The sequence below is a fragment of the Candidatus Amarolinea dominans genome, from assembly GCA_016719785.1.
Classification (GTDB): domain Bacteria; phylum Chloroflexota; class Anaerolineae; order SSC4; family Amarolineaceae; genus Amarolinea; species Amarolinea dominans.
On the sequence record JADJYJ010000011.1, the window covers coordinates 25,878 to 52,251 of the forward strand.

At 67.6% G+C, this 26,374-nt stretch carries 21 protein-coding genes; all 21 read left to right on the plus strand.

Translation table 11 applies throughout. The annotated features are described in order from the left end of the window. Positions 1–2: 2 nt before the first annotated feature. The 21 genes from IPM84_14145 (at position 3) to IPM84_14245 (ending at position 26,371) form a co-directional block, all read left to right on the plus strand. Positions 3–1,739: an O-antigen ligase family protein gene (locus IPM84_14145; GenBank protein ID MBK9093881.1), complete on the plus strand. Its 1,737-nt coding sequence runs from the start codon at positions 3–5 to the stop codon at positions 1,737–1,739. A 193-nt stretch (positions 1,740–1,932) separates the two neighbouring features. Then, positions 1,933–3,363: a hypothetical protein gene (locus IPM84_14150; GenBank protein MBK9093882.1), complete on the plus strand. Its 1,431-nt coding sequence runs from the start codon at positions 1,933–1,935 to the stop codon at positions 3,361–3,363. Positions 3,364–3,379: 16 nt separating this feature from the next. Continuing rightward, the gene (locus tag IPM84_14155) at positions 3,380–4,291 is read left to right on the plus strand and encodes an ABC transporter permease (protein MBK9093883.1); all 912 of its coding nucleotides are present in this window, start codon (positions 3,380–3,382) and stop codon (positions 4,289–4,291) included. A gap of 228 nt (positions 4,292–4,519) precedes the next feature. Further along, positions 4,520–6,187, plus strand: a complete 1,668-nt coding sequence (locus tag IPM84_14160; protein ID MBK9093884.1) for a hypothetical protein — start codon at positions 4,520–4,522, stop codon at positions 6,185–6,187. Between the two features lie 150 nt (positions 6,188–6,337). Beyond that, positions 6,338–7,678: an ABC transporter ATP-binding protein gene (locus tag IPM84_14165; protein ID MBK9093885.1), complete on the plus strand. Its 1,341-nt coding sequence runs from the start codon at positions 6,338–6,340 to the stop codon at positions 7,676–7,678. Continuing rightward, positions 7,675–8,523 (plus strand): sulfotransferase domain-containing protein, encoded by an 849-nt coding sequence (locus IPM84_14170; protein ID MBK9093886.1) that lies wholly within the window; start codon positions 7,675–7,677, stop codon positions 8,521–8,523. Before IPM84_14165 ends, IPM84_14170 begins: the two co-directional genes overlap by 4 nt. Further along, on the plus strand, positions 8,501–9,424 hold the full coding sequence (locus IPM84_14175; protein ID MBK9093887.1) for a hypothetical protein: 924 nt from the start codon (positions 8,501–8,503) through the stop codon (positions 9,422–9,424). The genes IPM84_14170 and IPM84_14175 overlap by 23 nt, the downstream gene beginning before the upstream one ends. Beyond that, positions 9,414–10,439, plus strand: coding sequence for a sulfotransferase (locus tag IPM84_14180; protein ID MBK9093888.1), 1,026 nt, complete (start codon positions 9,414–9,416; stop codon positions 10,437–10,439). The genes IPM84_14175 and IPM84_14180 overlap by 11 nt, the downstream gene beginning before the upstream one ends. Positions 10,440–10,550: 111 nt before the next feature. Then, positions 10,551–11,660, plus strand: coding sequence for a glycosyltransferase (locus IPM84_14185; protein ID MBK9093889.1), 1,110 nt, complete (start codon positions 10,551–10,553; stop codon positions 11,658–11,660). Continuing rightward, positions 11,657–13,318: an alkaline phosphatase family protein gene (locus IPM84_14190; GenBank protein MBK9093890.1), complete on the plus strand. Its 1,662-nt coding sequence runs from the start codon at positions 11,657–11,659 to the stop codon at positions 13,316–13,318. Before IPM84_14185 ends, IPM84_14190 begins: the two co-directional genes overlap by 4 nt. A 581-nt stretch (positions 13,319–13,899) precedes the next feature. Continuing rightward, entirely contained in the window at positions 13,900–15,081 is a 1,182-nt protein-coding gene (locus IPM84_14195) for a sulfotransferase domain-containing protein (GenBank protein MBK9093891.1), read from the plus strand. Continuing rightward, a complete protein-coding gene (locus IPM84_14200) occupies positions 15,078–16,412 on the plus strand; it encodes a glycosyltransferase family 4 protein (GenBank protein ID MBK9093892.1) in 1,335 nt (444 codons plus the stop codon). The genes IPM84_14195 and IPM84_14200 overlap by 4 nt, the downstream gene beginning before the upstream one ends. Then, positions 16,409–17,857: a sulfatase-like hydrolase/transferase gene (locus IPM84_14205; GenBank protein MBK9093893.1), complete on the plus strand. Its 1,449-nt coding sequence runs from the start codon at positions 16,409–16,411 to the stop codon at positions 17,855–17,857. The genes IPM84_14200 and IPM84_14205 overlap by 4 nt, the downstream gene beginning before the upstream one ends. A 20-nt stretch (positions 17,858–17,877) precedes the next feature. Then, on the plus strand, positions 17,878–19,182 hold the full coding sequence (locus IPM84_14210) for a glycosyltransferase (GenBank protein ID MBK9093894.1): 1,305 nt from the start codon (positions 17,878–17,880) through the stop codon (positions 19,180–19,182). Further along, positions 19,179–19,925 carry a sulfotransferase family 2 domain-containing protein gene (locus IPM84_14215; protein ID MBK9093895.1) on the plus strand — a complete coding sequence of 249 codons (747 nt, stop codon included), beginning with the start codon at positions 19,179–19,181 and terminating at the stop codon, positions 19,923–19,925. The genes IPM84_14210 and IPM84_14215 overlap by 4 nt, the downstream gene beginning before the upstream one ends. Before the next feature lie 4 nt (positions 19,926–19,929). Beyond that, positions 19,930–21,195: a glycosyltransferase gene (locus tag IPM84_14220; GenBank protein ID MBK9093896.1), complete on the plus strand. Its 1,266-nt coding sequence runs from the start codon at positions 19,930–19,932 to the stop codon at positions 21,193–21,195. Further along, positions 21,192–22,076 carry a glycosyltransferase gene (locus IPM84_14225; protein MBK9093897.1) on the plus strand — a complete coding sequence of 295 codons (885 nt, stop codon included), beginning with the start codon at positions 21,192–21,194 and terminating at the stop codon, positions 22,074–22,076. Before IPM84_14220 ends, IPM84_14225 begins: the two co-directional genes overlap by 4 nt. 4 nt (positions 22,077–22,080) lie before the next feature. Further along, positions 22,081–22,845: a hypothetical protein gene (locus IPM84_14230; protein MBK9093898.1), complete on the plus strand. Its 765-nt coding sequence runs from the start codon at positions 22,081–22,083 to the stop codon at positions 22,843–22,845. Continuing rightward, positions 22,842–23,696, plus strand: a complete 855-nt coding sequence (locus IPM84_14235; GenBank protein ID MBK9093899.1) for a sulfotransferase — start codon at positions 22,842–22,844, stop codon at positions 23,694–23,696. The genes IPM84_14230 and IPM84_14235 overlap by 4 nt, the downstream gene beginning before the upstream one ends. Positions 23,697–23,705: 9 nt before the next feature. Next, complete coding sequence (locus tag IPM84_14240) at positions 23,706–25,028, plus strand: glycosyltransferase family 2 protein (protein MBK9093900.1); 1,323 nt, start codon at positions 23,706–23,708, stop codon at positions 25,026–25,028. Next, positions 25,025–26,371, plus strand: a complete 1,347-nt coding sequence (locus tag IPM84_14245) for a glycosyltransferase family 4 protein (GenBank protein MBK9093901.1) — start codon at positions 25,025–25,027, stop codon at positions 26,369–26,371. Before IPM84_14240 ends, IPM84_14245 begins: the two co-directional genes overlap by 4 nt. Positions 26,372–26,374 lie beyond the last annotated feature (3 nt).

Consider the following 26,374-nt stretch of genomic DNA (forward strand, 5'->3'; position numbering starts at 1 on the left):
GCGTGGCGCTCTTCAATCTGGCGGCCAGCGGCTTGGCTGGGGTGCTCTGGTACCTCTGGCCGCAGCTTGGCCCCTGGCCGCTCCTGCTGGTCCTGGCGGGCCAAGCGTCACGGGTTCTCAGCAGCGGGCAGTGGCTGCCCCGCACGCGCTTCGATGCGCCGCTGCTGCTCTTCTTTGCCACCGCGCTGCTGGCCGCGACCCTGGCCTACAATCCAACCCTGGCCTGGGCCAAGTTCTGGGTCATCGTGGCCGGCCTGGCGCTCTACGCCGCGCTGGCGACCACGCCCGAAGAGGTCACGCTGTCGCGGGTGGGTGTCATCGCCCCGCGGCGCCTGCTGGTGGGCAGCCTTGCCAGCCTGGTTGCCCTCTATTTCCTGCTGACCAACGACTGGCTGCGCTGGCAGGGCAAGCTGTCGGGCCTCGACCCGCTGCTGTCCTGGCTTGCCGCCTGGCAGCCGGCCCTGCCCGGTCATCGCTTGCATCCGAACGTGGCCGGCGGCCTGATCGCGGCGCTGCTGCCCTTGCAGGCGGTCGCGCTGCCGCGCAACCGGGCGCGGCTGCCCCTGCTGGCGATTTCCAGTGCTGGCCTGCTACTCACCCTGTCACGCGGCGCGTGGATGGCCCTGCTGATCTCCGTGGGCGTCTGGTGGGGATGGCAGCATGGCCGCCGCTGGTTGGCCCGCCGTGCCGCTGATCGGTCCACCCGCATTTGGCTGCTGGCCGGGCTGAGCATGATCCTGCTGGCGCTGCTGGTGCTGGGCGCCGGCCGCGGTTGGTATCCCCTGCCCGCGGCGGTCAGCGGCCGCCTGCTGATCTGGCGCCACAGCCTTGACCTGATCGGCGATTACGCCTTCACCGGCCTGGGGCTGGACAATTTCGAGATGGCCTACTCCAGCTACGTCATGCTGCTGCACGTGGGCTACCAGGTTCACAGCCACAACATCCTGCTCAACGTGTGGCTGGAGCAGGGGCTGTTGGGGCTGGCGGCTTTTGGCTGGCTTGTGCTGGCCCTCCTGCGCCGGCCGGCCGCGCCATCCTTTTGGCGTGCAGCCGCGCTGATCGCGGTGGGCGTCATTCTCCTGCACGGTCAGGTGGACGATGCCTTCTACGGCAGCCGCGGGGTACTCATCCTGTTCCTACCGTGGGCGCTGGTGGCTTCGCCGGCGCGCGGCGCGGCCGCACCCGCTCGCGCCAACGCGGGGTGGGCCGCGGCGCGGCCGTTCGTGTGGGCTGCGGTCGGTCTGCTGGCGGGCGTGATCCTGCTGCTGCCAGGCACGCGTGCCCGTTTCCAGGCCAACCTGGGCGCGCTGCGCCAGACACAGGCCGAATTGGCCGTCTACACCTGGCCGCAATGGCCGCTGCAGGACGAACTGCGGCGCAGCGGCGCGATCAACCTGGCGCCGGCCCTGGCCCACTTCGAGGCCGCCCTGGCGCTCGACGCGACCAATGCCACGGCCAATCGGCGTCTTGGACAAATCGAACTTTCTCTGGGACAATATGAAGCGGCGCGACGTCACCTGGAGGCCGCCTACGCCTCTGCTCCTGGTCAGCGCGCCACAGTCCAACTACTGGGCGAGAGCTATGCCATTGACAGCCAGCTTGACCGCGCCGCGGGCCTGTGGCGAACGGTGGATCTGAGCCAGGGCCAAATCCCCCTGCGCATCTGGTGGTATGATCACATCGAAGAGTCGGGACGTACGGCGCTGCTTGGACAAGCGGCGAACCAAAGTAGGAGATAGGAAGTAGGAGATAGGAAGTAGGAGATAGGAAGTAGGAGATAGGAAGTAGGAGATAGGAAGAAGTAGGAAGTAGGAGTGAGGAAGTAGGAAGTAGGAGATAGGAAGTAGGAAGTAGGAGTGAGGAAGTAGGAGTGAGGAGTGAATGGCAGGAGAGAGAGGGCGTGGGGCTGATTCGTTGGAACGAGGCAGGCGCGTGAAATGCGTAAAATTGAGATGGCAGGGACGTTGGGGGCTGGCGCTGGTGGTTGTAGTGACCGCGGTGGCGCTGATCTGGCAGAGCAGCCGGCCCGCGGCCGCGCAAGGCGGCGCCTGGTCACAGCCCAGGCTGGTCTTCGAGACCGACGGGACGATCAACTACCCCACGGTGGTGACTGACGCGTTCGGACAGGTGCATGCCTTCTGGGTTGTGCTGCCCAATGAGGTTGATCCCGGTCCGAATCAGCTCTATTACACGCGGCTCGATCGCCCGGACTGGAAGCCGGTTGATATTTTCGTCTCCAATGAGTCGTTTACCGAACTGGCGGGTATCGCCAACACGCAGCGCATCGCGCTGTTCTGGCATGGCGACACCTACACGTGGGCAGGCGTCTCGCCCTCAGCTTCGGCGCAGGACTGGCAGCCCCCGACCGCCCTGCACGATGCGCTGCCCGGCGCTGGGCTGGCGCTTGCGCCCGATGGCGCCGTGTGGATGGCCTATGCGGTACCGAGCATCCAGGCCATGTATGTACGCCGTCTCGACCCGGCCAGCGCGCAGTGGGAAGATCCGCACTGGGTGGCGAATGTCACGCGTGTGCAGCGCGTCCCCAACGCGGTGCGCGTGGCCGTGGGGGCCGACAACAGCCTGCACGTGGTGTGGGCAGAGTATCAGGCGCCGGACGGGTGGCCGCCGCTGGGCCTGTATTACACCAACTCCACCGACCAGGGCCTGACCTGGCTCCCACCGCAGCAGGCAGCCGACACCGGTTTCAACCAACCGAACGTGGCGACCGGCCCCAATGCTCAGGTCTACCTGACCTGGGTCGGCATGGTGGGCGTCGGCGGCAAATACTTCCAGGAATCTGGCGACGCCGGGCGCACCTGGGGACGGGTGGAGCAAATCTCCCTCTCGGAGACACTGGGCGGCTCCGAAGGCGCGCCGCATATCCTGGTGGACGCGGTCGGAGACTTGCACGTTGTGTATGCGCAGAGCAAGTGCGTCTGGTATACGTCACGTCAGGGCGGAAGCTGGACCTGGCCCCTCTGCATTTCGGCCAATGTCCCTGGCGAGATCTCGAATATCGAGTCGCCCAGTCTGGCCCTGGGATTGGGCAACCAGTTGCATGTGCTGTTCTGGTTCAACAAGAAGCAGCTCTGGTATACCAGCCGCACCCTGACCATCGAGGGCCAGGCGCCGTTGCCGATCCCCACACCCACTGCTGACCCCGCGCGGTTGGCCCCCACGCCGACGCGGTCGCCAACCGCGACGCCGACCGTGATTCCGGTGTACGAGTTCGACCGTCGCGCGCCGCCGCCGCCCAAGGGCTGGCAGCAGTCCGGGGCAACCGGGCTGGTGTTTGGCATGGTACCGGTCCTGATTCTCCTGGTCGCGATGGTTCAGGTGCAACGGATGCGCCGCCGTCACTAGAGTGAAAAAGAACGACATGAGTGAATTTACCGAATCCACGTTGCCGCCGCAGGCAACGAAAAAAACAACGCCTGGCCTGGCCGGCAAGAACCAGAAAACTGCGGCCGCGGTACCGACGGTGATCATCGAGCCGGTGCGCGGCTGGAGCCGCCTGGAGCTTGGGCAGATCTGGGAATACCGTGACCTGCTGATGGCCTTCTTCTGGCGTGAGGTGCAAGGCCGCTACCGCCAGATGGCGTTCGGCCCGCTGTGGATCATCCTGCAGCCGGTTATCAACATGGTGGTGATGAGCTTTGTCTTTGGTCGCCTGGCCAGGCTGCCATCTGAAGGCATTCCCTACCCGCTGTTCGTCTACAGTGCGCTGTTGCCCTGGCAGTTTTTTGCCAACAGCGCGCGTAACTCATCCCAGAGCCTGCTCACGCAGCGTGCCATTATCGCCAAGATCTACTTTCCGCGCCTGTTGGTTCCATTGGCGACCGTCATGGCGGCCCTGGTGGATTACCTGGCCGCTTTGCTCGTCCTGATCGGCCTGTTGATCTATTATCATGTGACCATCACCTGGGCCGTGCTCACCCTTCCCCTATTCTTGCTCCTGGCAGCCGCGGTCGGCTTGGCTGTGGGCTTTTGGTTGGCCGGCCTGGCAATCAAGTTCCATGATGTGACCATTGGTCTCGGTTTTGCCATCACCATCTGGCAGTACCTGACGCCGGTAGCCTACTCCGCGAGCTTGATCCCCGAAAATTGGCAATTGATCTACCAACTCAACCCGATGGCCATGGTCATTCAAGGTTCGCGTTGGGCGCTGCTCGGCGCTGAGTGGCAACCAACCTGGCTCAATGGCCTGGTGGTGTTGGCGGTTCTTATTTTGCTCGTGGCCGGCGCCTTCTACTTCCGCCGCGTCGAGCAGAATATCGTAGATTCGATTTGAGTGTTGGTTGACATGCGGGTGACTGTGTGATACACTTTCTACTCAAGTAGTCCTCCACACCCACATGAGCCACGTTCACCAAGGAGGTATGTCTATTGACAAGAATCCTGACACTTACCGATTTTTGTTCCCCGTTCCCGTGCGTTTGATCCCTTTCTCCCCCTCATCAGTGATTGAGTCAACTTCGATGTGGCTCAAGCCGTTTCTTGTGTCTGCAGGAGAAAACAAATGAACTGGTTTACGCATTTACCCGCTGTCTTTCGTCAGCGTCGCGCGCGCTCGGTTGCCACATTGTTGGTCATTGTCTTGATCGTCACCACCGCGTGGGTTGCTGCACAGCCATCCTCGGATGCTCTCGCGGGTGGTAGTTTTATCGCCAACGGGAACACTGTCACCCTGAACTTCGGCAAAGCCGCTGCCAACGTCACCGTGACCTTCTTCCAGTCGGCCGATCGTCGGGCCGATGCCCGCGATGTGGTCCTGGGTACGGCGGTGATGGCCAATGCCGCAACCCCGCAGAGCTTCGTTCTCGGCACGGACCTGAACCTGCCGAACGATGCCGGCGACGCGGCCGACGCTGAGTATGATTACTACATTCTGGCTAAGTCATCTGCAGGCACACTGGCCCTGGTTGGCTTGTACCAGTACAACGGCGGCTCCATCTTCGTGCATGGCAGCAGCGGCGCGGATGTGGTGACTGCACGGGACAGCGGCGACGCCGTGGTGATGACCTTCGACGGCGCCCTCCACAGCTATGCTTCGTCGAGTTTCAAGGGCTTCGCCATTCGCACCCATGACGGTAACGACCGCATTGACCTGTCGGGCGTGGTGGGGCATCGCGGCCCTACGGATGCCTGGGCTGAGGCCACCCTGCGCGGCCTGAATGATACGCGCATCAACGCAATGTTGGATGCCAAGGATTCACCGATGTCCATTGGCCAGGCCCTGGTGGAGCGTGCCTACGCCATCAATGGCGAATTGGCAGACACCATCGCCGAGACCATCGGTGTGGACAACTACAAGGCCCTGGAATATGTAGACTGCTCTCTGTTCGCCAACGGGGGCGCGCAGAACGGTGGCCCCGGAAACGACATCTTGACTGGCACCGCCGATAACGACAGACTGTTTGGCCTGGCTGACGATGACACCCTGTCTGGCCTGGGCGGCTGCGACAGGTTGAACGGCGGCGCCGACGATGACACGCTCGATGGCGGCGACGACAAAGACTGGGCCATGTACAACGATTCACCGACCCGCGTCGTGGTTGACCTCACCGGTGCGTTGGCAACCACGGACGGCTGGGGCGGTACGGACACCATCGTTCTCGCCACTCTGGAGAACGTCTGGGGTTCGGCCTTCAACGACCGTATCATCGGCGACACCGCAGACAACCGTCTGCTGGGCGATGCCGGCAACGACACGATCCTCGGCAACGTCGGCGATGGTTGGATCGAAGGCGGCTTCGGCAACGACAACCTGCGCGGCAACGACGGCAACGACCTGATCGAGGCCGGCGATGGCGATGACATCATCCAGGGTCAGAACGACAACGACACCATCACCGGCGGCTATGGCAACGACAATATGATCGGTGGTGCTGGCTATGATGACATGATGGGCGGCGTCGGCGATGACTTCATGAACGGTCACTTCAACGATGACATCATGAGCGGCGGCTTCGGCGACGACGTCATGTGGGGCCAGGCTGGGACCGATCGCCTCGATGGCAATGAGGACAATGACACCCTCTACGGAGCGGATGATACCTGCACTGATGATCTCGCCATTGACCGCCTGCACGGCAACGTCGGTACGGATACGGCTTATGCCGCGGTCGCCAGCGCCTTCCCCGACGATGTGCTGACCAGCGTCGAAACGACCATTCCTTGCCCCTGAGCACCTCATCCTGACACCCGGTTTCTCCCAGAAACCGGACGCCTAACGCATCAACCTATCAGAAACCCGGTTTCTCCCAGAAACCGGGTTTCTCGTCGCATCAGAAACCCGGTTTCAGGCCGCACTCTACTCAGTGTACCCATCATCCTTATGAACGACCCAGTCATTCGCGCCGAACATCTCGGCAAAATGTATCGTATTGGCCTCCCTCCGTCGCGTCCGGCCAACGCCTGGCAGGCTGCACGTCAGGTTGCCCTGGCGCCCTTTGCCTACATCCGTGAAATCGGCCGACCGCCGAGCGAGGCGGAGACGCTGTGGGCGATGCGTGACATCTCCTTCGCGGTCAACCAGGGTGAAATCGTCGGCGTCGTCGGCAGTAATGGCGCCGGCAAGTCCACGCTGCTCAAGGTGCTGTGTCGCATCACCAAACCCTCCGAGGGCCGCGCCCAGATCTATGGGCGCATTGGCTCGCTGCTCGAAGTGGGCACCGGTTTTCATCCCGAATTGACCGGCCGTGAAAACATCTACCTCAACGGCAATATCCTGGGCATGAAGAACGCCGAGGTTCGCCGCAAGTTCGATGAGATCGTGGCCTTTTCCGAGGTGGAGCAATTCCTCGATACCCCGGTCAAACGCTACTCCAGCGGCATGCACGTGCGCCTGGCCTTTGCCGTCGCGGCCCATCTCGATCCGGAGATCCTGCTCATTGACGAGGTTTTGGCCGTGGGCGATGCCGCGTTCCAGCGCAAATGCCTGGGCAAGATGAGCGACATCGCTAACGATGGCCGCACCATCCTCTTTGTCAGTCACAACATGGCGGCCGTGGCCAACCTGTGTACGCGCGCCATCCTGCTGCAAAAGGGGCGCCTGCTGATGGAAGGCACGCCGGACGATGTCATTCGCACCTACCTGGCGCAGGGCGAAAGCGGCGGCTGCTGGCATGTGGACACCAACAAACTGGGCGGCGATGGCCCCGTGCGCATCGAACACATCGAAGTGCTCGATGCGCACGACCAGACCTTGCAGGACCTGCCGGTCGGCGGCAGCCTGAAGCTGCGTCTGCACTACAGTGTGGCGGACGGCAAGACCATGCCGTCGGTGCGCCTGGGCATTCGCGTCAAATCTCAGATGGGGCTGGAGGTCCTGCGCTTGTCCAACGACCCGACGAGCGGATTCCCCTTGCACGACCTGAGCGGCCGCGGCACGTTGGACGTTGTGCTGCCCATCTTGCCCCTCCTGGCCGGCGATTACTGGGTTGACATTGCGGTCGCCCGCCTGCGTCAGGGTCGCTACCTGGAATTGAACGATGTGTTGTCCTTCTCGGTGCGCAATCATGATATTTATGCCAGCGGCTCCTTCCCCGGCCGCGGCATGATCGTGGTTCCTCATCGCTGGATTCATCGCCGCGAACAGGGCGCGGTCGAGGACAGCGGCTGGGTTGGCCCGGCTCTGTTTGGCCCAGCGCAGCCCCTGATAGAACCTGCCTCATGAACCTTCTCGACCGTCTGTGCCCGCCCGCAGGTCCCCGGCCGACCCTGCTCAACAGCCTGCCCAAGTCCGGCACTCACCTCTTGTCGAAAGCGATGGATCTGCTGCCGGGAATACAGCGCGCCCCCGTTCATTTTGGTCAAACCAGCGCCGCGCGTTTCGAGCAGGCCGCGTCCGAAACGGCCACCCTGGTCCCGATCGGGATTGACTGGCCGCACCTGGTGGTGCTCGCCTCGCTGCACGAGGCTCTGAAGCAGGTGAAACCCGGCCATTACGTGACCGGGCATATTCCCTTCTCTGAGGCCCTGGCCGCGCTGCTGACTCGAATGGAGATGAAATCGCTGCTGATGATTCGTGATCCGCGCGACATCGTCGTGTCCCATGCGCGCCACGTCTCCAAGACGACCAAACATTTCTTGTCTGACCTCTATCGCCCGCTGTCGCCGGCCGAGCGCATCACCGTTTCGATTCGCGGCGTCGAGCCGGTTGGCGACGACGGCCCGCGCCTGCTGGACATCGCCCAGCGCTGCCGTAGTGTGATGCCGTGGATGGCGCAGTCGTTCAACTATACGACCGCGTTCGAGAAATTGGTGGGGCCGCAGGGCGGTGGGTCGCGGACCAGCCAACGCCAGGAGTTGGAGGCCATTACCAACCATATTGGCCTGCACCTGTCGGCCGCGGAGATCGAGCAGGCAGCCGCCCAGGTCTTCGGGGGCACCAACACCTTCGACCGCGGGGCCATTGGCAGTTGGCGCAAGGAGTTCAGCCCGGCTCACAGGGCGCTGTTCAAAGAGCTGGCCGGCCAGTCCCTGATCGAGTGGGGGTATGAGCAAGACCTGGATTGGTGACGGGCGGCGTGCGGTGATAAAGGCGATAAAGGCGATAAATTGGCTCAACAGTGCGCGCGGTCGGCCGGCCGCCGCGGCGTCCTTCCTATTGAACAGCGTGCCCAAAGCCGGCACCAACCTGCTCTCCAAGGCGATCAGCCTGCTGCCTGGCGTGCAACCGCGGCATGTCTCCTTCTTGCCGGAGGATGTGCGGCGCCAGCAGCCGCCCGTTGATGGCGATCCCCTGGTGATGGTGGGCGTGGGCGCCGACGCCTGGCTGAGCCTGGCCGCAGTCGAGACCTTCTTGCGATCCACGTTGCTGGCGCAGGCAGCCGCCCCAACACCCTACGCACGCGGGCACATCCCTTTTTCGCCTGAACTCAGCGCCCTGCTCCGGCGCCTGGGCCTGCGCAGCGTCCTCATCCTGCGCGATCCGCGCGACACCGCGCTCTCGCATGTCACCTACGTGATGACCAACCCGGCGCATCGCCTGCACGCGCATTACCAGGGCCTGCCGGAGGCTGAGCGCCTGGGCGCGACCCTGCGGGGCATTCCGGCCGCAGCGCCCGGCGAGCCTTTTCTGCTGGGCATCGGCGAGCGCTACCGTCTGTTCCTGCCCTGGCTGCAGGATGCCAACACCTGCATCACCCGCTTCGAGGCGCTGGTTGGCCCGCGGGGCGGGGGCAGCGAGGCGGCCCAGATCGCAGAATTGACCGCCATCGTGCGCCACCTCGGCATCCCCTGTGATGAAGCGACCCTGCGCCGCGTGGCCGGCGACCTGTTTGGCGGCACGCGCAACTTTCGCCAGGGCGCCAGCGGCGCCTGGCGGCAGGCCTTCGACGCGGAACACAAACAGTTGTGCAAAGCAATCGCGGGCGATATCCTGATCGCCCTGGGCTATGAGGCTGACGATGCCTGGTGAGTTCCTGGGTGAGGGCTTGATCTTCATCATTTCGCAGCCGCGCGCCGGCTCCACCCTGCTGCAGCGTATGCTCAGCGGCCATCCTGACATAGCCACCGCGGCCGAACCCTGGCTGCTCCTGCACCCGCTCTACGGCTTGCGTCAGCATGGCATTCAGGCCGAATACAACAGTCAGTGGGCCTTCAAGGCGGTGCGTGCCTTTCTGGCCGAGCACGCGGACGGCGCAGAGACCTATCGAGACGGCCTGCGTGCATTTGCGGCTACAGTTTACGGCGCGGCGCTGGCCCGGCAGGGCAAGCGCATCTTCCTGGACAAGACGCCGCGCTACTATTTCATCATCCCGGAACTGCGCACCCTTTTCCCGCAGGCGTCCGTCATCCTGCTCCTGCGCAATCCGCTGGCGGTGCTGCATTCTATTCTGACCACCTGGGTGAAGGGCGATTGGCCGCGGCTGGCTCAGCACGCGGCCGATCTGCGCGTGGCGCCTGTGCGCATCGCGGACGCGATACAGACGCAGGGCGACGCCGCGATCGTGGTGCGCTATGAGGACCTGGCGACCGAGCCGCAGGCGTGCCTGGCTGGTCTATGCGAGCGCTTGGGCCTGGCGCCGCACGCGGAGATGCTGACCTACGGTCAACGCGCCGCGCCGTCGGGGCGCCTGGGCGATCAGATCGGCATTCAACAGCATGACCGCCCGGTGCCGGATCATTTGACCGAGTGGCAGGCCCTGGCAGGCGACGCGCAGATGCGTCATTTTGCCCAGGCCTACCTGGATGAGCTGGGCGAGGCCACCCTCAACCGCCTGGGATATCCCAAAGAGGCGCTGTCCGCAGCCCTCACCGGTCAGGAGGGTGCAGGCCGGACCTCTCCGCTGGCGCCGTGGAACGTCGTTTTGCGCCCGGCCAGCACCTGGACGCGCCGCGAACGCTGGCAGGTGGCCCGCGCCCAGGCCGTGCAGGCCGCCGGCCCCTGGCGCGGCGCCTGGAACTTCCTGCGCAGCCGCGTCCCTGTGTGAGAATTTCAATGGTGGGACCGTATCATGCCGACTCTCGCTGAATTACCGCCGCCGACCTGCCAACAGGGCTGGCCCTGGACCGACGCCCCGACGCCCGACCTGGCGCCTGACATGACCTGGCCGCTCGTCAGCATCGTCACTCCATCCTTTCAACAGGCCGCGTTCCTGGAAGAGGCGCTGCGCTCCGTGCTGCTGCAGGGCTACCCCAACCTGGAGGTCATCGTCATGGACGGCGGCAGCCGCGATGGCAGCGTGGAGATCATCCAACGCTATGCGCCCTGGCTGACGCATTGGGTCAGCGCGCCGGACCACGGACAGACCGACGCCATCAACCAGGGGTTCCGCCGCGCCCGCGGGGAGTTCGTGGGGTGGCTCAACTCCGACGATCTGCTGCTGCCGGGCGCGCTGATCCGCGCGGTGACGACGCTGCTGGCGCATCCGCACGCGGTGCTCGTGCATGGCAACTGTGACTACATTGACAGCGCGGGCCGCAAGGTCAAGAGTTCGACCGGCCGCATCGAGGCTCAGCCGCCGCTCAGCACGCTGCTGGGGCGCGGGGGCGTGATTCGCCAACCGACGGTGCTGCTGCGGCACAGCGCGCTGCGGCAGGTGGGCTACCTGGATGGGTCGCTGCACTATGGCATGGACTACGACCTGTGGATTCGCCTGCGCCAGGTGGGCGATTTTGTCTTCCTTGCCGATGCGCCGCTGGCCCTCTTTCGCCTGCAGCCGCAGGCCAAGACCCACGCGCTGCCGCTGGCGATGATCGGCGAAATTTACAGCATTGCCCAGCGGCACGGCGGCGATGGCGTGGCCGCGGCGCGGCGGCCGTTGGGCCTGCGCTGGGAAGCGCTGGCGCGGGGTCGGCCCGCGGAATGGCCCGCCTGCTTCGCGGCTGAGCTGGCCGACCCCGCCTGCACCGCGCTGCCCGGCCCGCTGACCCGCGCGGTGCAGCCGTTCGTCACCGAACTGCTGCTCAGCCAGGGCCTGCGCCTGGCCGACCAGCAGCCCGATCAGGCCGCGGCCTGCCTGCGTTGGGCCGTGCGCCGCCAACCGCGGCTCCTCGCCAACCGCGGGGTGCGTTCTATCTTGCTGCAAGCCTTGCTGCGTCGCGCGTTCGGCCCCGCGCTCATCGCCCGCTGGCGCGCCGGGCGATTTTCTGCGGGACCGCCGGGGCGACAGCCCGGTCAGCCAGCCAACCCCCGCGGAGAGCAATCATGAGCGGACGCCGCCTGCCGCTGCTCGTGGCCGGATTCGACGCCGCGTGCTGGGAATACATGACGCCCTGGCTGCAGGACGGCTCGCTGCCCAACGTGCAGCGCCTGATAGCCGAGGGGCGCTCTGGCGTGCTCCATTCCACCATGCCCGCGCTGACGCCCGTGGCCTGGTCAACCCTGGCGACCGGCGCGAATCCCGGCAAGCACGGCGTCTTCGAATGGAACCGGCTGGTGCGCGACGCCGATCCCCCGCATCTGCAACTGCACACCTCGGCCACGGTGCATGGCGTCCCTTTCTGGCGCCAGCTCAACGCCCGCGGCTGCAAAGTCGGCCTGGTCAACATCCCCCTCACCTTTCCAACCCAGCCGCTGGACGGTTTCGTGTTGTGCGGCTATCCGCTGATTGACCCGCTGCGCCGCTACCTCTACCCGCCCAACCTCCTGCCCGGGCTGGAGGCGGAGTTGGGGCCTTACGAGCCGGGCCACCTGGAGGGCATGTTGGTGAACGGCGAGGGCTGGTACGCGGCCGATGAGCGGACGCAGGCGTTTCAGGTGGCCGCGGCCATTCGCCTGACCGCGCAGCTCGAACTCGATGTCCTCGTCATCAATCTGATGCTGCCCGATCACGCCAATCACCTGGCGCCCGACATGGCCGGTGTGCAGCGAGCCTACGCGGACAGCGACCGCCACCTGGGCCAACTGCTCGACGCGCTGCAGCCGCTCAACGTCATGCTCATTTCGGACCACGGCTCGCGGCGCATCCAGGGCAAGTTCTACATCAACCAGTGGCTCTATGACCAGGGCCTGCTCACCTGGGCGCCGCGCACGCCCACGGACCCGGCCGGCGACCTGAACTGGCTGCTCGTGCAGGCCGGTCAACAGGCTGGGCTGCATGGGCCGCTGGAACGAGTGGTGCGCAATGGGCTGCGCCGGGCGCTGAGAGCCGGAAACGGGCCGCTGCCGGCCTGGCTGGCCCGCCGCCTGGAGCAGCTTGCCCCCGCCGCGTATCGCGCCTACGCGTTCGACGGCCAGGCCGACTGGGGACGTTCGCAGTTCATGTCGTTCGGCTCGCTCATCTACGCCAACCCCGCCGCGGCCGCCGACGCCGCGGCCGATGTGCAGGCGCGGCTGTTGGCCCTGACCGACCCCGGCGGCAAGCCGGTCTTCCAGGCCGTGCTGCCCGCCGGCCAGTTGTACCACGGCCCGCAGATGGCGCAGGCCCCGGCCCTCATCCTGGACACCTTCAGCTCGGATTGGAGCCTGGCGTTCGGCCCCAACTACCGCAGCGCGTCCTACTTCGAGCGCGGCAGCGGCGCGTGGAACGGCGAGCACAGCCGCGACGGCATTTTTGTCTTCTCGGGTGCGGACTTCAGCCCCGGCGAGAACATGCTGGCCGCGGACCTGGCCGACATTCCCGCCACCGTGCTCTACCTGATGGACGCGGCCCGGCCGGCCGACTACGATGGCCGCGTGCTGCAGGAGTTCCTGGCGCCCGCGCTGCTGACGCAGCGTCCGCCGTCCGCTCAGCCCACCGCGGCCACCCCCGCCGAAAAGCAGGGCGACCCCGCCGCGCCGCCGGATGCCGATGCCTCTGCCGACCTCACGCCGGAGCAAGAGGCGTTGATGGCCCAGCAACTGCGCGCGCTCGGTTACGTGGATTAGCCGTGCCCGTTCGTCTGTCTGTCGTCCTGGTGGTCACGGCCGCGCCGCGACGCTGGCTGGCGGCCACCCTGGCGCACGTGCAGGCCAGCGCGGATGTGCAGTGGATGGCCGTCAACGGCGGCGCCGACCCTGAGCATTGGGCGCTGGTGGAGCAGCACGCCGGCCATCTCACCGTGTTGGACGCGCCGCCCACCGCTGACCCCAGCGCGGCGCTGGCGCACGGGGTGGCGCAGGCGCAGGGCGATTTCATCGCCTGGCTGCTGCCCGGCGAGGCGCTGACCGCCGCCGCGGCGCTGGCCGGCCTGGCCGCGGACGCGGAGATGGTGTGTGGCGCGTACGTGCTGGCCGCCGAAGGCAGCGAGGAGGCCGCCGGCCTGTCCGGCGATATTGATTTTGCGCTGCCCACCGCCTGGCCGCTGCTGCTGGTGCGCCGCAGCCTGCTGGCGCAGCACGGCCCGCCCGATCTGTCACGAGCCAGCCAGCACGAGTACTGGCTGCGCGTACAGGGCCAGGCGCGCTGGCAGGCCCTGGGCGATCGCCCGCTGGGCATCAGTTGGCGTCACAGCCTGGGCGCGGTCGTGATGCCCTCGCTGGCGGCCATCGGCGACATCCAGGCCGCGTTTTCCCGTCACGGCCAGGCCGCGACGCCGCTGCTGAGCCGCCTGTTCGAACAGCGCTGGCTTGGCTTGCAGCGCCAGTATTGGGCCATCCCGCAGTTGACGGGCCGGGCGCTCTTGAACGAGCTGGCGGCCCTGCCGGCCCCGCTGCGTCCGGCCGCGGGTCTGGCGCTGGCGTCATGGCGCAGCCGTCAGCCGCACTTCTGGGGCCAGGCCTGTTTCGACGCCCTGGCCCGCTTCGATACCAGCACGGCCCGCCGCACCCTGCCGCACGCCGTCCGTGAGCAGCCGGCCCTGCTGCGCAATCGTGGATTGTACGCCCTGTTCCTGCGCACCTGGTTGACCCGGCGCCTGACGTCGCGCCTGCGCCGCCTGCCCGATTTCCTGATCATCGGCGCGCAGCGCGGGGGCACCACCTCGCTCTTCAATTATCTGGCCGGGCATCCCGCGGTGGCGGCCGTGCGCGACAAGGAGCTGCACTACTTCGACCTGAACCTGAGCGCCGGCCGCGGCTGGTACCAGGCCCATTTTCCCCTGCGCCTGGCCCGCGCTCAGCGTGTGGGCGAGGCGACGCCGATGTACCTCTTTCACCCGGCCGCGCCGCAGGCCGTGCAGGCGCTGTTGCCGCGGGTCAAGCTGATTGCCCTGCTGCGCAACCCGGTGGACCGCGCTTACTCGCACTACCAGTTGGAGCGCCGCGCCGGCCGCCAGGGCATCGAGTCCCTTTCGTTTGCTGACGCCGTGGCCGCGGAGCAGGAGCGCCTGGCCGGAGACATGGACAGACTGCAGACCGACCCGGCTTCCCCCGGTTTTGCCCCCATGCACTTCTCCTACCTGGCCCGCGGCCTCTACGTGGATCAACTGCAGGCCTGGCGCCGCTTCTTTCCGGCCGGGCAGATGCTCATCCTGCGTAGCGAGGACTTCTACGAGCAGCCCGCGCTCATCTTCCGCCAGGTGCTCGACTTCCTGGAACTGCCGGCCTGGGAACCGACCGCGTACCGGCCCTTCAATCAGACTGGGGGCCAGACTGCGGATTTCTCCGAGAAACCCGCGGTCTTCGGCGAACTCGCCGCCTTCTTCCGGCCGCACAACCGGCGGTTGACCGACTTCCTGGGCCGTGATTTCGGCTGGGACGATCCGGCATGAGAGTCTACCTCCTGGCGCCTGACCTGCGCACGCGCGGCGGGTTCGAGGCGCAGATGTCGGCCCTGGCCGCGGGCCTGGCCGCCGAAGGGGTGCAGGTGTTCGTCGCCATCCGCGAGGCGGTCGCGCCAGATCACCCCTACTGGCAGCGCATGCAGCAGGCAGGCGTGACCCTCTCCGCGCCGCCGGCCTGGCTGGCCCGTCTGCTCGACCCACCCCTGGCCTGGCGCCAGGCTTCGATGCGCCTGCTGCTGGCGCTGTGCGTCCCCCTGCTCCTGCTCGCGGCCCTGGCCGACCGCCGGCGCCGCGGCCGATCCTGGGCGCGCAGTTGGCAGGGCGCGGTTGGCTGGCTGCACGGCCGCTTCGGGCGCTGGCTCTTCGCCGATGGCCTGAGTTGGTGGCTGTGGCGTCGCCTGGATCGCGCCCGCCGGCGTTGGCCGCCCGATCTGGTGGATGTGCAGCACTCCATGCTGCCGGGCGGTCTGGTCTACGCGGCCGATCGCGGCCTGCCGCTGATCTACACCGAATATGGCGCGCCCGATGAGGGGCTGGCGTCGGTCTGGGCGGGCCTGTGTCCGGTCATCGGCCGGGCCGATGCCATCATCGGCCGTGCGCAGGCCAGCCTGGACGGGCTGCAGCGCCTGTGCGGCCCCATTCCGCCAGGCGTGGTCGTGCCCAATGCCGTGACCAGCGCGCCCGCCGACGACGCGCTGCGCCCTACTGACCCGGCCGGCCCCGCGCCCGGCCCGGTCATCGTCACCGCGGTGGGGCGCCTGGCGCCGGAGAAAGGGCCAGACCTGCTGCTGGCCGCACTGCGCATCTTGAACGAGCAGGGTGCGGCGGGCGAAAGTCCGGCGGGCGCGCTGCGGGTCGTTTTTGCCGGCGATGGCCCTTTGCGCAGCAGCCTGCAGGCGCAGGCCGCGGCCTGGGGCCTGGCATCCTCGGTCGAATTTAGCGGCGCCTTTGCTGACCTGGCGCCCATCATGCAGCGCACCGACATCGTCGCCCACCCCACGCGCAACGATGGCCGCTCCGTCAGCGTGCTCGAAGCGATGGCCTGGGCCAAACCGGTCGTCGCCACGCGCGTCGGCGGCCTGCCGGAGCTGATCGAAGAGGGGGTCAACGGCCTGCTGACGCCGCCGGACGACCCCGCCGCCCTGGCCGCCGCGCTGCACCGCCTGGCCCAGGACCCCGATCTGCGCCGGCGCATGGGTCAGGCCGGCCGTGCCCGCTTCCTGGCCGGCGACTTCACCGTCGCGGCCATGGTCAAGGCCACCCTGGCCGTCTACCGCCAGGTCATCGCCCAGAAATCCGCCGTCGGGTCTCATCCATGACTTCACCGCCTCACCTGGTTCTGCTGGTGCTCGACTCTGTGCGCGCGGCCAACACCACCTTTCACGGCTATGACCGCCCCACCACGCCGTTCCTGGCGCAGTTGGCCGCCCGCCACCGGGTTTTCCGCAATGCCTACGCGCCCGGCAACTGGTCCGTGCCGTCGCACACCTCGATGTTCACCGGCCTCTATCCCAGTGAGCATGGCCTCAGCTTCGATCCGCGCCACGCTGACCGGCAGTTGGCGCCGGAGGTGGCCCAACTGCCCACCCTGCTGGCCGCGGCCGGCTACACCACCCACGCCTTCACGCAAAACGTGCTGGTCAGCCGTGAAACCGGCCTGCTCGACGCGTTTGGCCGCCAGGTGGACTACTGGGATGGCAGTTGGCGCCCCCGCTACCGCCGCACCCTCCTCAACCGGGCCTGGAACTTCTGGGTAGATCGCGTCCGCCGCCAGCCCTTCCCCTACCAGCGCGGCTGGAGCACGCGCAGCGGGGACACCCTGGCCGACATCCGGCGCACGCTGACTGAGGCCACGCAGCCGGCCTTCGTCTTCGCCAACCTGATGGACGCGCACATGCCCTACACCGCGCCGCTCTCCATCGTACGCCGCTTCGTCGCCGGCGATCCCTGGCAGCACAGCAATCGCTACCGCGACATCCAGCCGCTGGAGCACAACCGCCTGCTGCTCACCGTGGATCCGGAGGATCAGCGCCAGAAGATGGCGCTCTACGACGCGGCCATCTGTCACCTGGACTCCTGCCTGCGCCGCTTCGTCGGCGACCTGCAGCGCAGCGGCCTGCTCGACCGCACCGTGCTCATCATCACGGCCGATCACGGCGAAATGTTCGGCGAGCATGACAACATCGTCGGGCATGGGCCGCGGCTCTACCAGGAGCTGATCCATGTGCCGCTGATCCTCGTTCACCCCGACCTCACCACCCCCGCAGTCGTGACGCGCCCGGTCAGCCTGGTGGACATCCCCCCCACCCTGCTGGCGGCCGCGGGCGCTGAGGGGACACCGCAGGCCGCGGCGCTCTCCTCCGGCCTCAGCCTGCTGGCGACCGCCGCGGACCGGCCCGCGGTCATCAGCGAGTACGCGGGCCAGTCGGACGCAGAGGCCGCTCAGCGTGTGGCCGACAGCCCGACCCTGCACGACCGCAGCCATACCGGCAGCCAGACCGCCGTTGTCAGCGAAACGACCAAGCTCATCGTCTGGCAGGGGCGCCCCAGCCGCCTGTTCGACCTGGCGCGTGATCCCAGGGAAACGACCGATGTCAGCGCAGAACCGGCCTACCAGGGGGTCCGCCTGCGCTTTGAAGCCTTCTACAGCCAGTGGCAGGCCAACCGCCGGCATTACCCACCCGCCCCGCGCACCGCCGCCCTGAGCGCCGCCGAGGCCGAAATCGTCCAGCGCCGCCTGCGCGAACTGGGATACGTTGATTGACATGAGATCCCGTTTGGTCCATGTTTGACATCACCATGCTGATGACCGTGCTGGCGCCCATCGGCGGCATCGAATCCGCGCTGGTGCCGCTGGCCCGTGAATTGCAGGCGCAGGGACACCGGGTGCGCATCTACGTGGTGCGGCGTCCCACCCTGCCCAACCAGAATGTTGCCAGTCTGACCGCGGCCGGCATCCCCATCCTCAGCGCGCCACCCTGGCTCGTTCGCCTGACCGACCTGGTGCGGGGCCGACGCCTGGCGTTGATCGCGGCCGGCCTGACTCTGCTCAGCCCGCTGCTGGCCCTGCTGGCCCTGGCCGATGCGCTGCGCCGCGGCCGCGCCTGGCAGCGCTCCTGGCAGGGCGCCCAGGGAGTTGGCCGCGAGCGCCTGGCGCGCCTGCTGGCCGTCGAACACTGGTACTACCGCCCCTTGCAGTCCGCCTGGCGCCGATCCCCGCCCGCGGCGCCGGCCATCGTGCATGTGCATGGCTGGGGCTGCGGTGAAGACCCGCCGGGCGCGCTGGCCTGGCTGCGCGGCTTTGATTACCCCGTCGTCTACACCGAGCACAACAGCCCGGACCCCGCCCTGCACGAGCCGCTCGTCGCCGCGCCGCTCCTGAATGCCGACCTGCTGATTGCCGTTTCCGCGGCCGGCCGCGACGGCCTGATTGGGATTGGCGGCGCGGTTCAGCCCATTGCCGTCATTCCTTACCCGGTCACGCCGCTGCCGGCCCGGCCATCTACGGCCAGCGGCCCGTGTACCATCATCTGCGTGGCCCGCCTGATGCCGCAGAAGGGGCACCGCGACCTCCTGCACGCGGTGGCCCAGGTCAGCGCCGCCGGTGTGGAGGTGCGCCTGCTGCTGGCCGGCGACGGCCCCCTGGCCGGCGAGCTGCAAGCGCTGGCTGCTGAGCTGCACCTGGCCAGCCAGGTCCGCTTCCTGGGCATCGTCACCCATGCCGACTTGCCCGACCTGTTGGCCGCCAGCGACGCGGTCGTGCTGCCCTCGTACTGGGAGGGCCTGCCTGTGGCGCTGATCGAAGCCCTGGCCGCGGGCAAACCCATCGTTGCCACCCGCGTGGGCGGAAACCCGGAGCTGGTGGTTGACGGCGAAAATGGCTGGCTGGTCGCGCCGGGCGATGTCCCCGCACTGGCGGCCGCCCTGACCGACCTGGCGCAGCGGCCGCGTCACGAACTGCACGCGCTGGGCGAGGCCAGCCGCCGCCGTTTCCAGGCCGGCGGCTTCGAGCCGGCCGCAGTGGCCGCCCGCACCGTCGCCGCCTATCATTGGGCGCAGCAAGCATCACGGAGCCGAACCAACGCATGATTTCAGAGCAATGCAACTTCCTCTTCGTTCACATCCCCAAGACGGCCGGCAATTCGATCCAGAACATCTTGCTGCCCTTTGCCGATGATCAACTCATCAAGGCGTTTCCGCAGGAAATCGCCCCCCCGCCGGCGCAATCGCAGGGCGACGCGCTGCCGGCCTATGCGCAAAAATTTGCCACGCGCCCCATGGAGGAGCTGGACGGCTTCGATCGCTTTGGCCTGATGCACCCGGTCTACAACCTGCGCAAACATTCGCCCCTGCGCGACTACCAGCGCGAACTGCCCGCTGCGCTTTTCCAGCGCCTGTTCAAGACCACCTGTGTGCGCAACCCGTGGGAGCGCCTGATCTCCATGTACTTTTCGCCCCATCGCGGGCCGGTGACCTGGGACCGCGCGCGCTTCTTGAAGATGGCAAACAAGATCGCGTCGGCCGCCAGTTTCGTTGAACTTCCCGACGACCCGCCCGGGCAGGCGCCGTTCAGCCATGTCAACCTGGTGATGCGCCAGGAGCGCCTGGACGCCGACTTCCGCCAGTTGTGCGAGCGCCTGGACATCCCCTATCAGGAGCTGCCGGTGCGCAACAAGTCCAGCCACGAGCATTATTCTGTCTATTACGACGACGAACTCGTCGCCCTCGTCCGTGACCGCTTCCGCGCCGATGTCGAGGCGTTCGGCTACGAGTTCGAGCGACCGGCCCGGCGCTCGTTCCTGGCGCGCTGGCTGCCGTTCGGCCGGCGCTGAGATCATGCTGCGCATCTCCGTCGTCATTCCCACTTACAACCGGGCCGCGTTCCTGCCCGCGGCCGTCGCCAGCGCCCTGGCGCAGACCACCCCGGCCCGTTCGACCGTCGCAGCGCCAGGCCCAGCGAACCAGAGCCTGACCGCTGACCCGCCCGCCCTCGCCGCGGAGGACATCGAAGTCATCGTCGTGGACGATGGCTCCACCGACGACACGGCCGCGTGCCTGGCCGGCTGGGCCAACGACCCCCGCGTGCGTGTCGTTCAGCAGGCCAATCAGGGCCGTTCGGCCGCGCGCAACCACGGCGCCCGGTTGGCCCGCGGCGAATTTCTCGCTTTTCTCGATTCGGATGATCTCTACGCGCCGGGCGCGCTGGCCGCTCATCTGGCTACCTTCGCCCGTCGCCCTGACCTGGGCCTGGCGATTGGCGGCTATGCGCTCATCAACGACCAGGGCGCGGACCTCGGCGCTCGCTTGCCCTGGCGGTCCCATGCTGATTTGCGCCCGGCCGCCTGGCTGTTCGACTGCGTCGCCATGCCCGGCTCCGTCCTCTTGCGCCGCAGTTGGTGGGAAACCGTGGGCGAATTCGACCCCGCCTGCGAAATCGCCGAGGACTGGGATCTCTTTCTGCGCCTGGCCGCGGCCGGCTGCCCCATGGACTGGACGCGGCAGATCGTCTGCCACTATCGCCAGCACGCGGGCAGCTCCATCCGTGAAATTCACCGCATGCATGACGGCGTGACCGCGCTGCTGACCAAGTTCTTTGCCCGGCCCGATCTGCCGCCTGACCTGGCGGCCCGGCAAGGCGCGGCGCGGGCATGGGCCGAGGTGGCGCTGGTCAAAGGCGCCCTGGCCGCTGGGCAGACCGCCACCGCAGACGCCGCGCTGATCGCGGCCGTGGGCTACGACCCCACCCTGCTCACCGCTGGCCGCCTGGGCCTGCTCGAATACCTGCTCACGCCAGAGGGGGGCGAAGCACAGCCCCTGGCCGCCTGGGCCGGCCGCGTCCGCGCCTGGCTGCAGCAGGATGGGACAGCGGGACCCTCACACGGTCCGCATTTCTCGCGCCGCGAGCTGCGCCTGGCGCTGGCCCGCGTTCACATGGGCCGCTTCTTCGCGGCCGCGGCGGCCGGCGAAACCGACCCGGCGCGCCGGCATCTCTGGCAGGGCGTGACCGCGGACCCCACCTGGCTGCGCAATCGCGGGGTGTTGGCCTTCCTGGCCGGGCGCTCCCGCCGGGGATCGCCCGCCGCAGGGGACCTGTCGCCATGACTCCGCCCTCCTCACCGCTCGTCAGCATCGTCCTGCCCACGCTCAACGGCAGCCGCTTCATCGCCTCATCCATCGCAAGCTGCCTGGCGCAGACCTACCCCCATTTCGAGCTGATCGTGGTGGACGGCGGCTCGCGCGACGGCACGCTCGCCATCGTGGCCGGCTTCGACGACCCGCGCATCCGCGTCGTCCATCAGGGCGACAACCAGGACAAGCTGCCGGGCGCGCTCAACATCGGCTTCGACGCCAGCCAGGGCGAATACCTGACCTGGACGCAGGACGATGATCTCTACGCGCCCGAAGCCCTGGCGGTCATGGTGTCGCACCTGCAAGCGCACCCCGAGGTTGGCCTGGTCTACACCGGCTACTGGCGCATGGACGCGGCCGGCCGCATCACCGGCGAATCGGAACAGCACCCGCCGGACGCTCTCTGGTACACCAACGCCGTCGGTCACTGCTTTCTCTACCGTCGCGACCTGGCCGCCCAGGCCGGCGCGTACGACGCGGCCTATTACATGGCCGAAGACCTGCAATACTGGCTGCGCCTCTACCGCCTGGCGTCCGTGGCCCAAGTGCCCGGCTGCTTTTTCTACCACCGCCTGCACGAGGACAGCCTGACCATGAAGCAGTACGGTCGCTACTTCGCCTTGCGCGTGGCCGCACGGGCGCGGCGCCGCGTGCTCGGACTGAGTTGGCGGCGCTACCAGGCGCAGGTGGCCGCCGCCTTCATCGAAGAGGCCTTTGCCGCGCACGCCGGCCATGACAGCCCGCGCGTGCGGCGCTGCCTGCTGAACGGCCTGCTGCGCAACCCCGCCTGGCTGCGCAATCGCGGGGTGTGGGCCATTGGCTTCACCCATCTGACATCCTGGGGGAGGTCTTGATCCAGTGACATTCTGGCGTACCCAAGTTCGACGTTTCGTCCTGCTCTTCGAAGGGCGCACCGGCAGCACCTATCTGATGGAAGGACTGGCCCAACATCCGCACATCGAAGCGCGCGGCGAGATGCTCGACCCCCTGCTGGCGCGGGGCGCGGCCGCGCAGCTTGCCTGGACCCGCCGCTACCTGACCCCGCCCTGGCGCGGTCCGTACAAGGCGATCGGTTTCAAGACCAAGCTGCGCGCCATCCTCGATCCGGCCGGCTTTGCCGCCATTCTGCGGACGAGTCCGGTTTCGATCATCCACATGCAGCGGCGCAATCGCATCAAATCGGTCGTTTCGACCTTCAAGGTCATGCAACTCAACACGATCAAGGTTGGCGAACCGAGCGCGGCGCGCTTCAACATCTACGCCGAGGATCAGCGGCCGCCGCCGCCGGTCATTGATGTGGCGAAGTTCCGCGAGATCTTGCAGCAGCGTGTGCAGCGTGAAGAGGCCCTGGCCGCCTACATCGCAGACATGCAGCGGCCAACCCTCAACCTGTTCTACGAAGACCTGCTGCTCGATCGGCCCCGCGTCTTTCACGAGGTTTTCGACTTCCTCGGCGTGGGGGACTACCCGGTCAGCGGCCAGGCCATCAAGCTGACCAGCGACGATCTGCGCCAGGCCATCCTCAACTTCGATGAGCTGCGCGCCGCCTTCGTCGGCACCCCCTACCTCCCCATGTTCGATGAAGTGCTGACGCCCCCTGTGTCCACCGAGGGAGCTGAGTGACAGGCGCGGCCAGCCCGGTTTGGTGGGCGCGCTGGGGACCGCTCAGCGCGTGGCTGGCCGCAAGCCGGCCGCCCCTCTCGCCGCCCATCCTGCTCCTCTCCTTCCCCCGCAGCGGCTCCAGTTGGCTGGGCGAAACCCTGGGCCAGGCCGCCAACGCGCTCTATCTGCGCGAACCGATCAACCTGAGCTACCAGGCGGACGGCGGCCGCGGCACGGTGGTGGAAATTGACCCGGCCCGCCCGCTGCCGGCCTATCGCCTTGCCGCCACCCGCGCCTTTCACGGCATCCCCGCGTTCAAGCCCGGCATCGTGCAATGGCCCGACCAATGGCGCCTGGCCCAACGGTCACAGCGACGGGTCGTGATCAAAGAGGTCAACCCGCGGGCCTGCCCCTGGTTCCTGGCCGCGTTCCGGCCGCGCGTCGTCTTCCTGGTGCGCCATCCCGCCGCGGTCTGTTTGAGCTACCGCCGCATGGGTTGGTGGCAGGGAACCACGCCTGAGCAGTGGGAGGGGCACGGCGCTCGTCAGGCCGGCGCCTTGCGCGTGGCATTGGACGCGCTGCGTGAATACCCCGACCAGCGCATCGTGACCTACGAAGACCTCTGCGCTGAACCCATGACGGCTTTTCGTTCGCTGTTCGCCTTCTGCGCCCTGACATGGGACGCGGGCAGTGAGGCGTTCATCCAGCGCCACACCACGCAGGGAGACGATGCGCCCGGCAGCACAAGCCGTCACAGCCAGGCCATGCCCGACGCCTGGCGCGGCCGCGTCAGCGCGGAGGAACTGGCCGCGCTGCGCCGCGGTTTCGCCGCCGCGTCCCTGCCCTGGTACAACCATGACGACGATTGGTAACATCCAACCATGACTACTGTGAGCGTCATCATTCCGGCCTTCAACCAGGCCGCCTATCTGCTCGAAGCCGTGGCTAGCGCACAGGCGCAAACCCTGCCGCCCGCGCAAATCATCGTCATTGACGACGGCTCCACCGACGCCACGCCGAAGATTCTGGCCGAGCTTTGCGCGGACCATGCCCATGAAGACGGCCGCCGAATGAATTCGGGGCAGGGGGGCGTTCCGCCGCCAGGTCGGCCTGCGCCGACCGACATCGCGTCCACGCAGGTGGACGCCCGGCGGCACGCCCGTCAGGGGCGATTTCAATCGCTCCGCGTCGTCCGCCAGGACAACCAGGGCCTGGCCCGCGCGCGCAACCGCGGCCTGCAGATGGCGCAGGGCGAGTTGATCGCCTTCCTCGACGCCGACGACCGCTGGCAGCCAGAATACCTCGCCACAATGACCGCCCTGCTGGCGCAACACCCAACCGCCGTGGCCGCCTATGCCGCCTGGCAGTACATGGACGCCGACGGCGCGCTGCTGCCGCAGATCATCATCCCTTACGAGGGCGCGGCGCTGACCCTGGACAGCGACATCACCTGGCGCAATGCGCTGGTGCCCTCCGGCGTGGTGGTGCGCCGCGCCGCGCTTGCCCGCAGCGGGGACTTCGACCCTGCCTTCTCCGGCTGTGCGGATTGGGACCTCTGGCTGCGCCTGCTGGCCCAGGGGCCGTTCGTCGGCGCCCCCGCTGTCCTGGTGTACTATCGCACGCACGGCGACAACATGTCCGACAACGTCGAGCGCATGGAGGATGAGCGCCTGCGCGTGTACCACAAGTTCTTGCAACGGCCGGCCGCTGAGCCTGTCAACCCGGCCGCCTGGCCGCAGCCCGGGCCGCAGTGGGCCGGCTACACCTACTTCCTCTCCGCGCTCGCCTACCTGCGCCAGGGCGACTCCGCACGCGGCGCGGAGCGCATCGAGGCCGCGGCGGCGCTGTGGCCGGGGCTGCTCGATCAGGACGAGTTCTATTACGAACTGGCCTGCTGTCGCCAGCCGCGCGGTTTCAGCGGCGCGGCGCAGGGCCTCGATCTGGCGGAGAGCGGGGCGCGCATCCAGCGCCTGTTGGACGCCGATTTGCCCGCGCTCAGCGCCGGTCAGGCCAGGCAGGCCTGGGGCCGGGCCGGGCTGGCCCTGGCCCAACTCGGCGCAGTGACCGGCGACCGCCCCGCGCAGCGGCGCTTTGCCTGGCAAGCCCTGCGTTTTGGCGCGCCGGTCGTGCGTCGCCTGGCCGGCCGGCGCCTGCTGCGCAGTTTCGTGCCCGACGCCTGGCGCCGCAAGCGCAGTCGGCCATGAACCTGGTCTTCCTGAGCAACGGCTTTCCCCCGCGCCACACGGCCGGCACCGAAAACTACACAGCCGGTATTGCGAGCGCCCTGGCCCAGGCCGGCCACCGCGTGAGCGTCATCTGCGTGGGCGAGTGGGACAGCGGCCTGCAGCCGGTCAACGGCGTGACGCGTGACACTTACCAGGGCGTGGCGGTGGCGCGCCTCGACGCCAACTGGACGGCCGGGCCGGACCCCAACCGCTACCTGTACGACAACCCGGTCATGGCCGCCCAGGTGGGCGCCCTGCTCGACGAGATGCAGCCGGACCTGGTTCACATCACCTCCTGCGCCACCCTGTCGGCCAGCGTCATCCGCGTGGTCAAGCAGCGCGGCCTGCCCCTGGTCATCACCCTGACCGATTACTGGTTCATCTGCCCGCGCATCTCGCTCCTGCACGCGGATGGGCATGTCTGCGATGGGCAAACGAGCGCCTGGGAGTGCCTGACCTGTCTGCTGTGGGGGGCCAAAGCCTACCGCCTGCCGGCCCGCGTGCTGCCTGCGCCGGTCTTGCGCCCGCTGCTGCAAGGGGTCAGCCGCCAGCCGTGGTTGTCGCGGCGGCCCGGCCTGCGCGGCATGGCGCTTGACATGGCCGATCGCAAGGCGCGCCTGCTGCCGCTGCTGGCCCAGGCCGACCGCCTGATCTCTCCGTCGCGCTTCCTGGCTGCCATGCACACCGCCTGCGGGGTGACTCAGCCCATTCACGTGCTGGAACACGGCCATGACCTGGGCTGGGCCGACCAGGTTGGCCCTCGCCCGGCCAATCGCCCGCGGTTGGTGATTGGCTACGTCGGCCAGATTGGCGAGATCAAGGGCGTTCACATTCTGTTGGCCGCCATCGCCCGGCTCGATCCGCAGCAGGAGGCGGTGGAGGTGCAGATTTGGGGCGACCCGGACAAATCGCCGGCGTACAGCGCGCGGCTGCGCGCTCAGGCCGCAGCCCTGCCGCACGTGCAGTTCTGCGGGCGTTTCAGCCGCGAGCAGTTGGCCGCGGTCTACGGCGGCTTCGATGTCCTGGTGGTTCCTTCCCTCTGGGTTGAAAACAACCCGCTGGTGATCCAGGAGGCCTTCGCGGCCGGCGTGCCGGTGATCGCCAGCAACCAGGGTGGCATGGCCGAATTCGTCACGCATGAGCAGAACGGCCTGCTCTTCACGCCCGGCGATGCGGACAGCCTGGCCGCCGCGCTGCGCCGCCTGCTGCTGGAGCCAGACCTGCTGCCGCGCCTGCGCCGCCAGGCTCCTGCCGTCAAGACCGTGCAGGCCGAACTGGCCGAACTGCTGCACATCTACCACGAACTACACTCCCCGGGGTGAGAG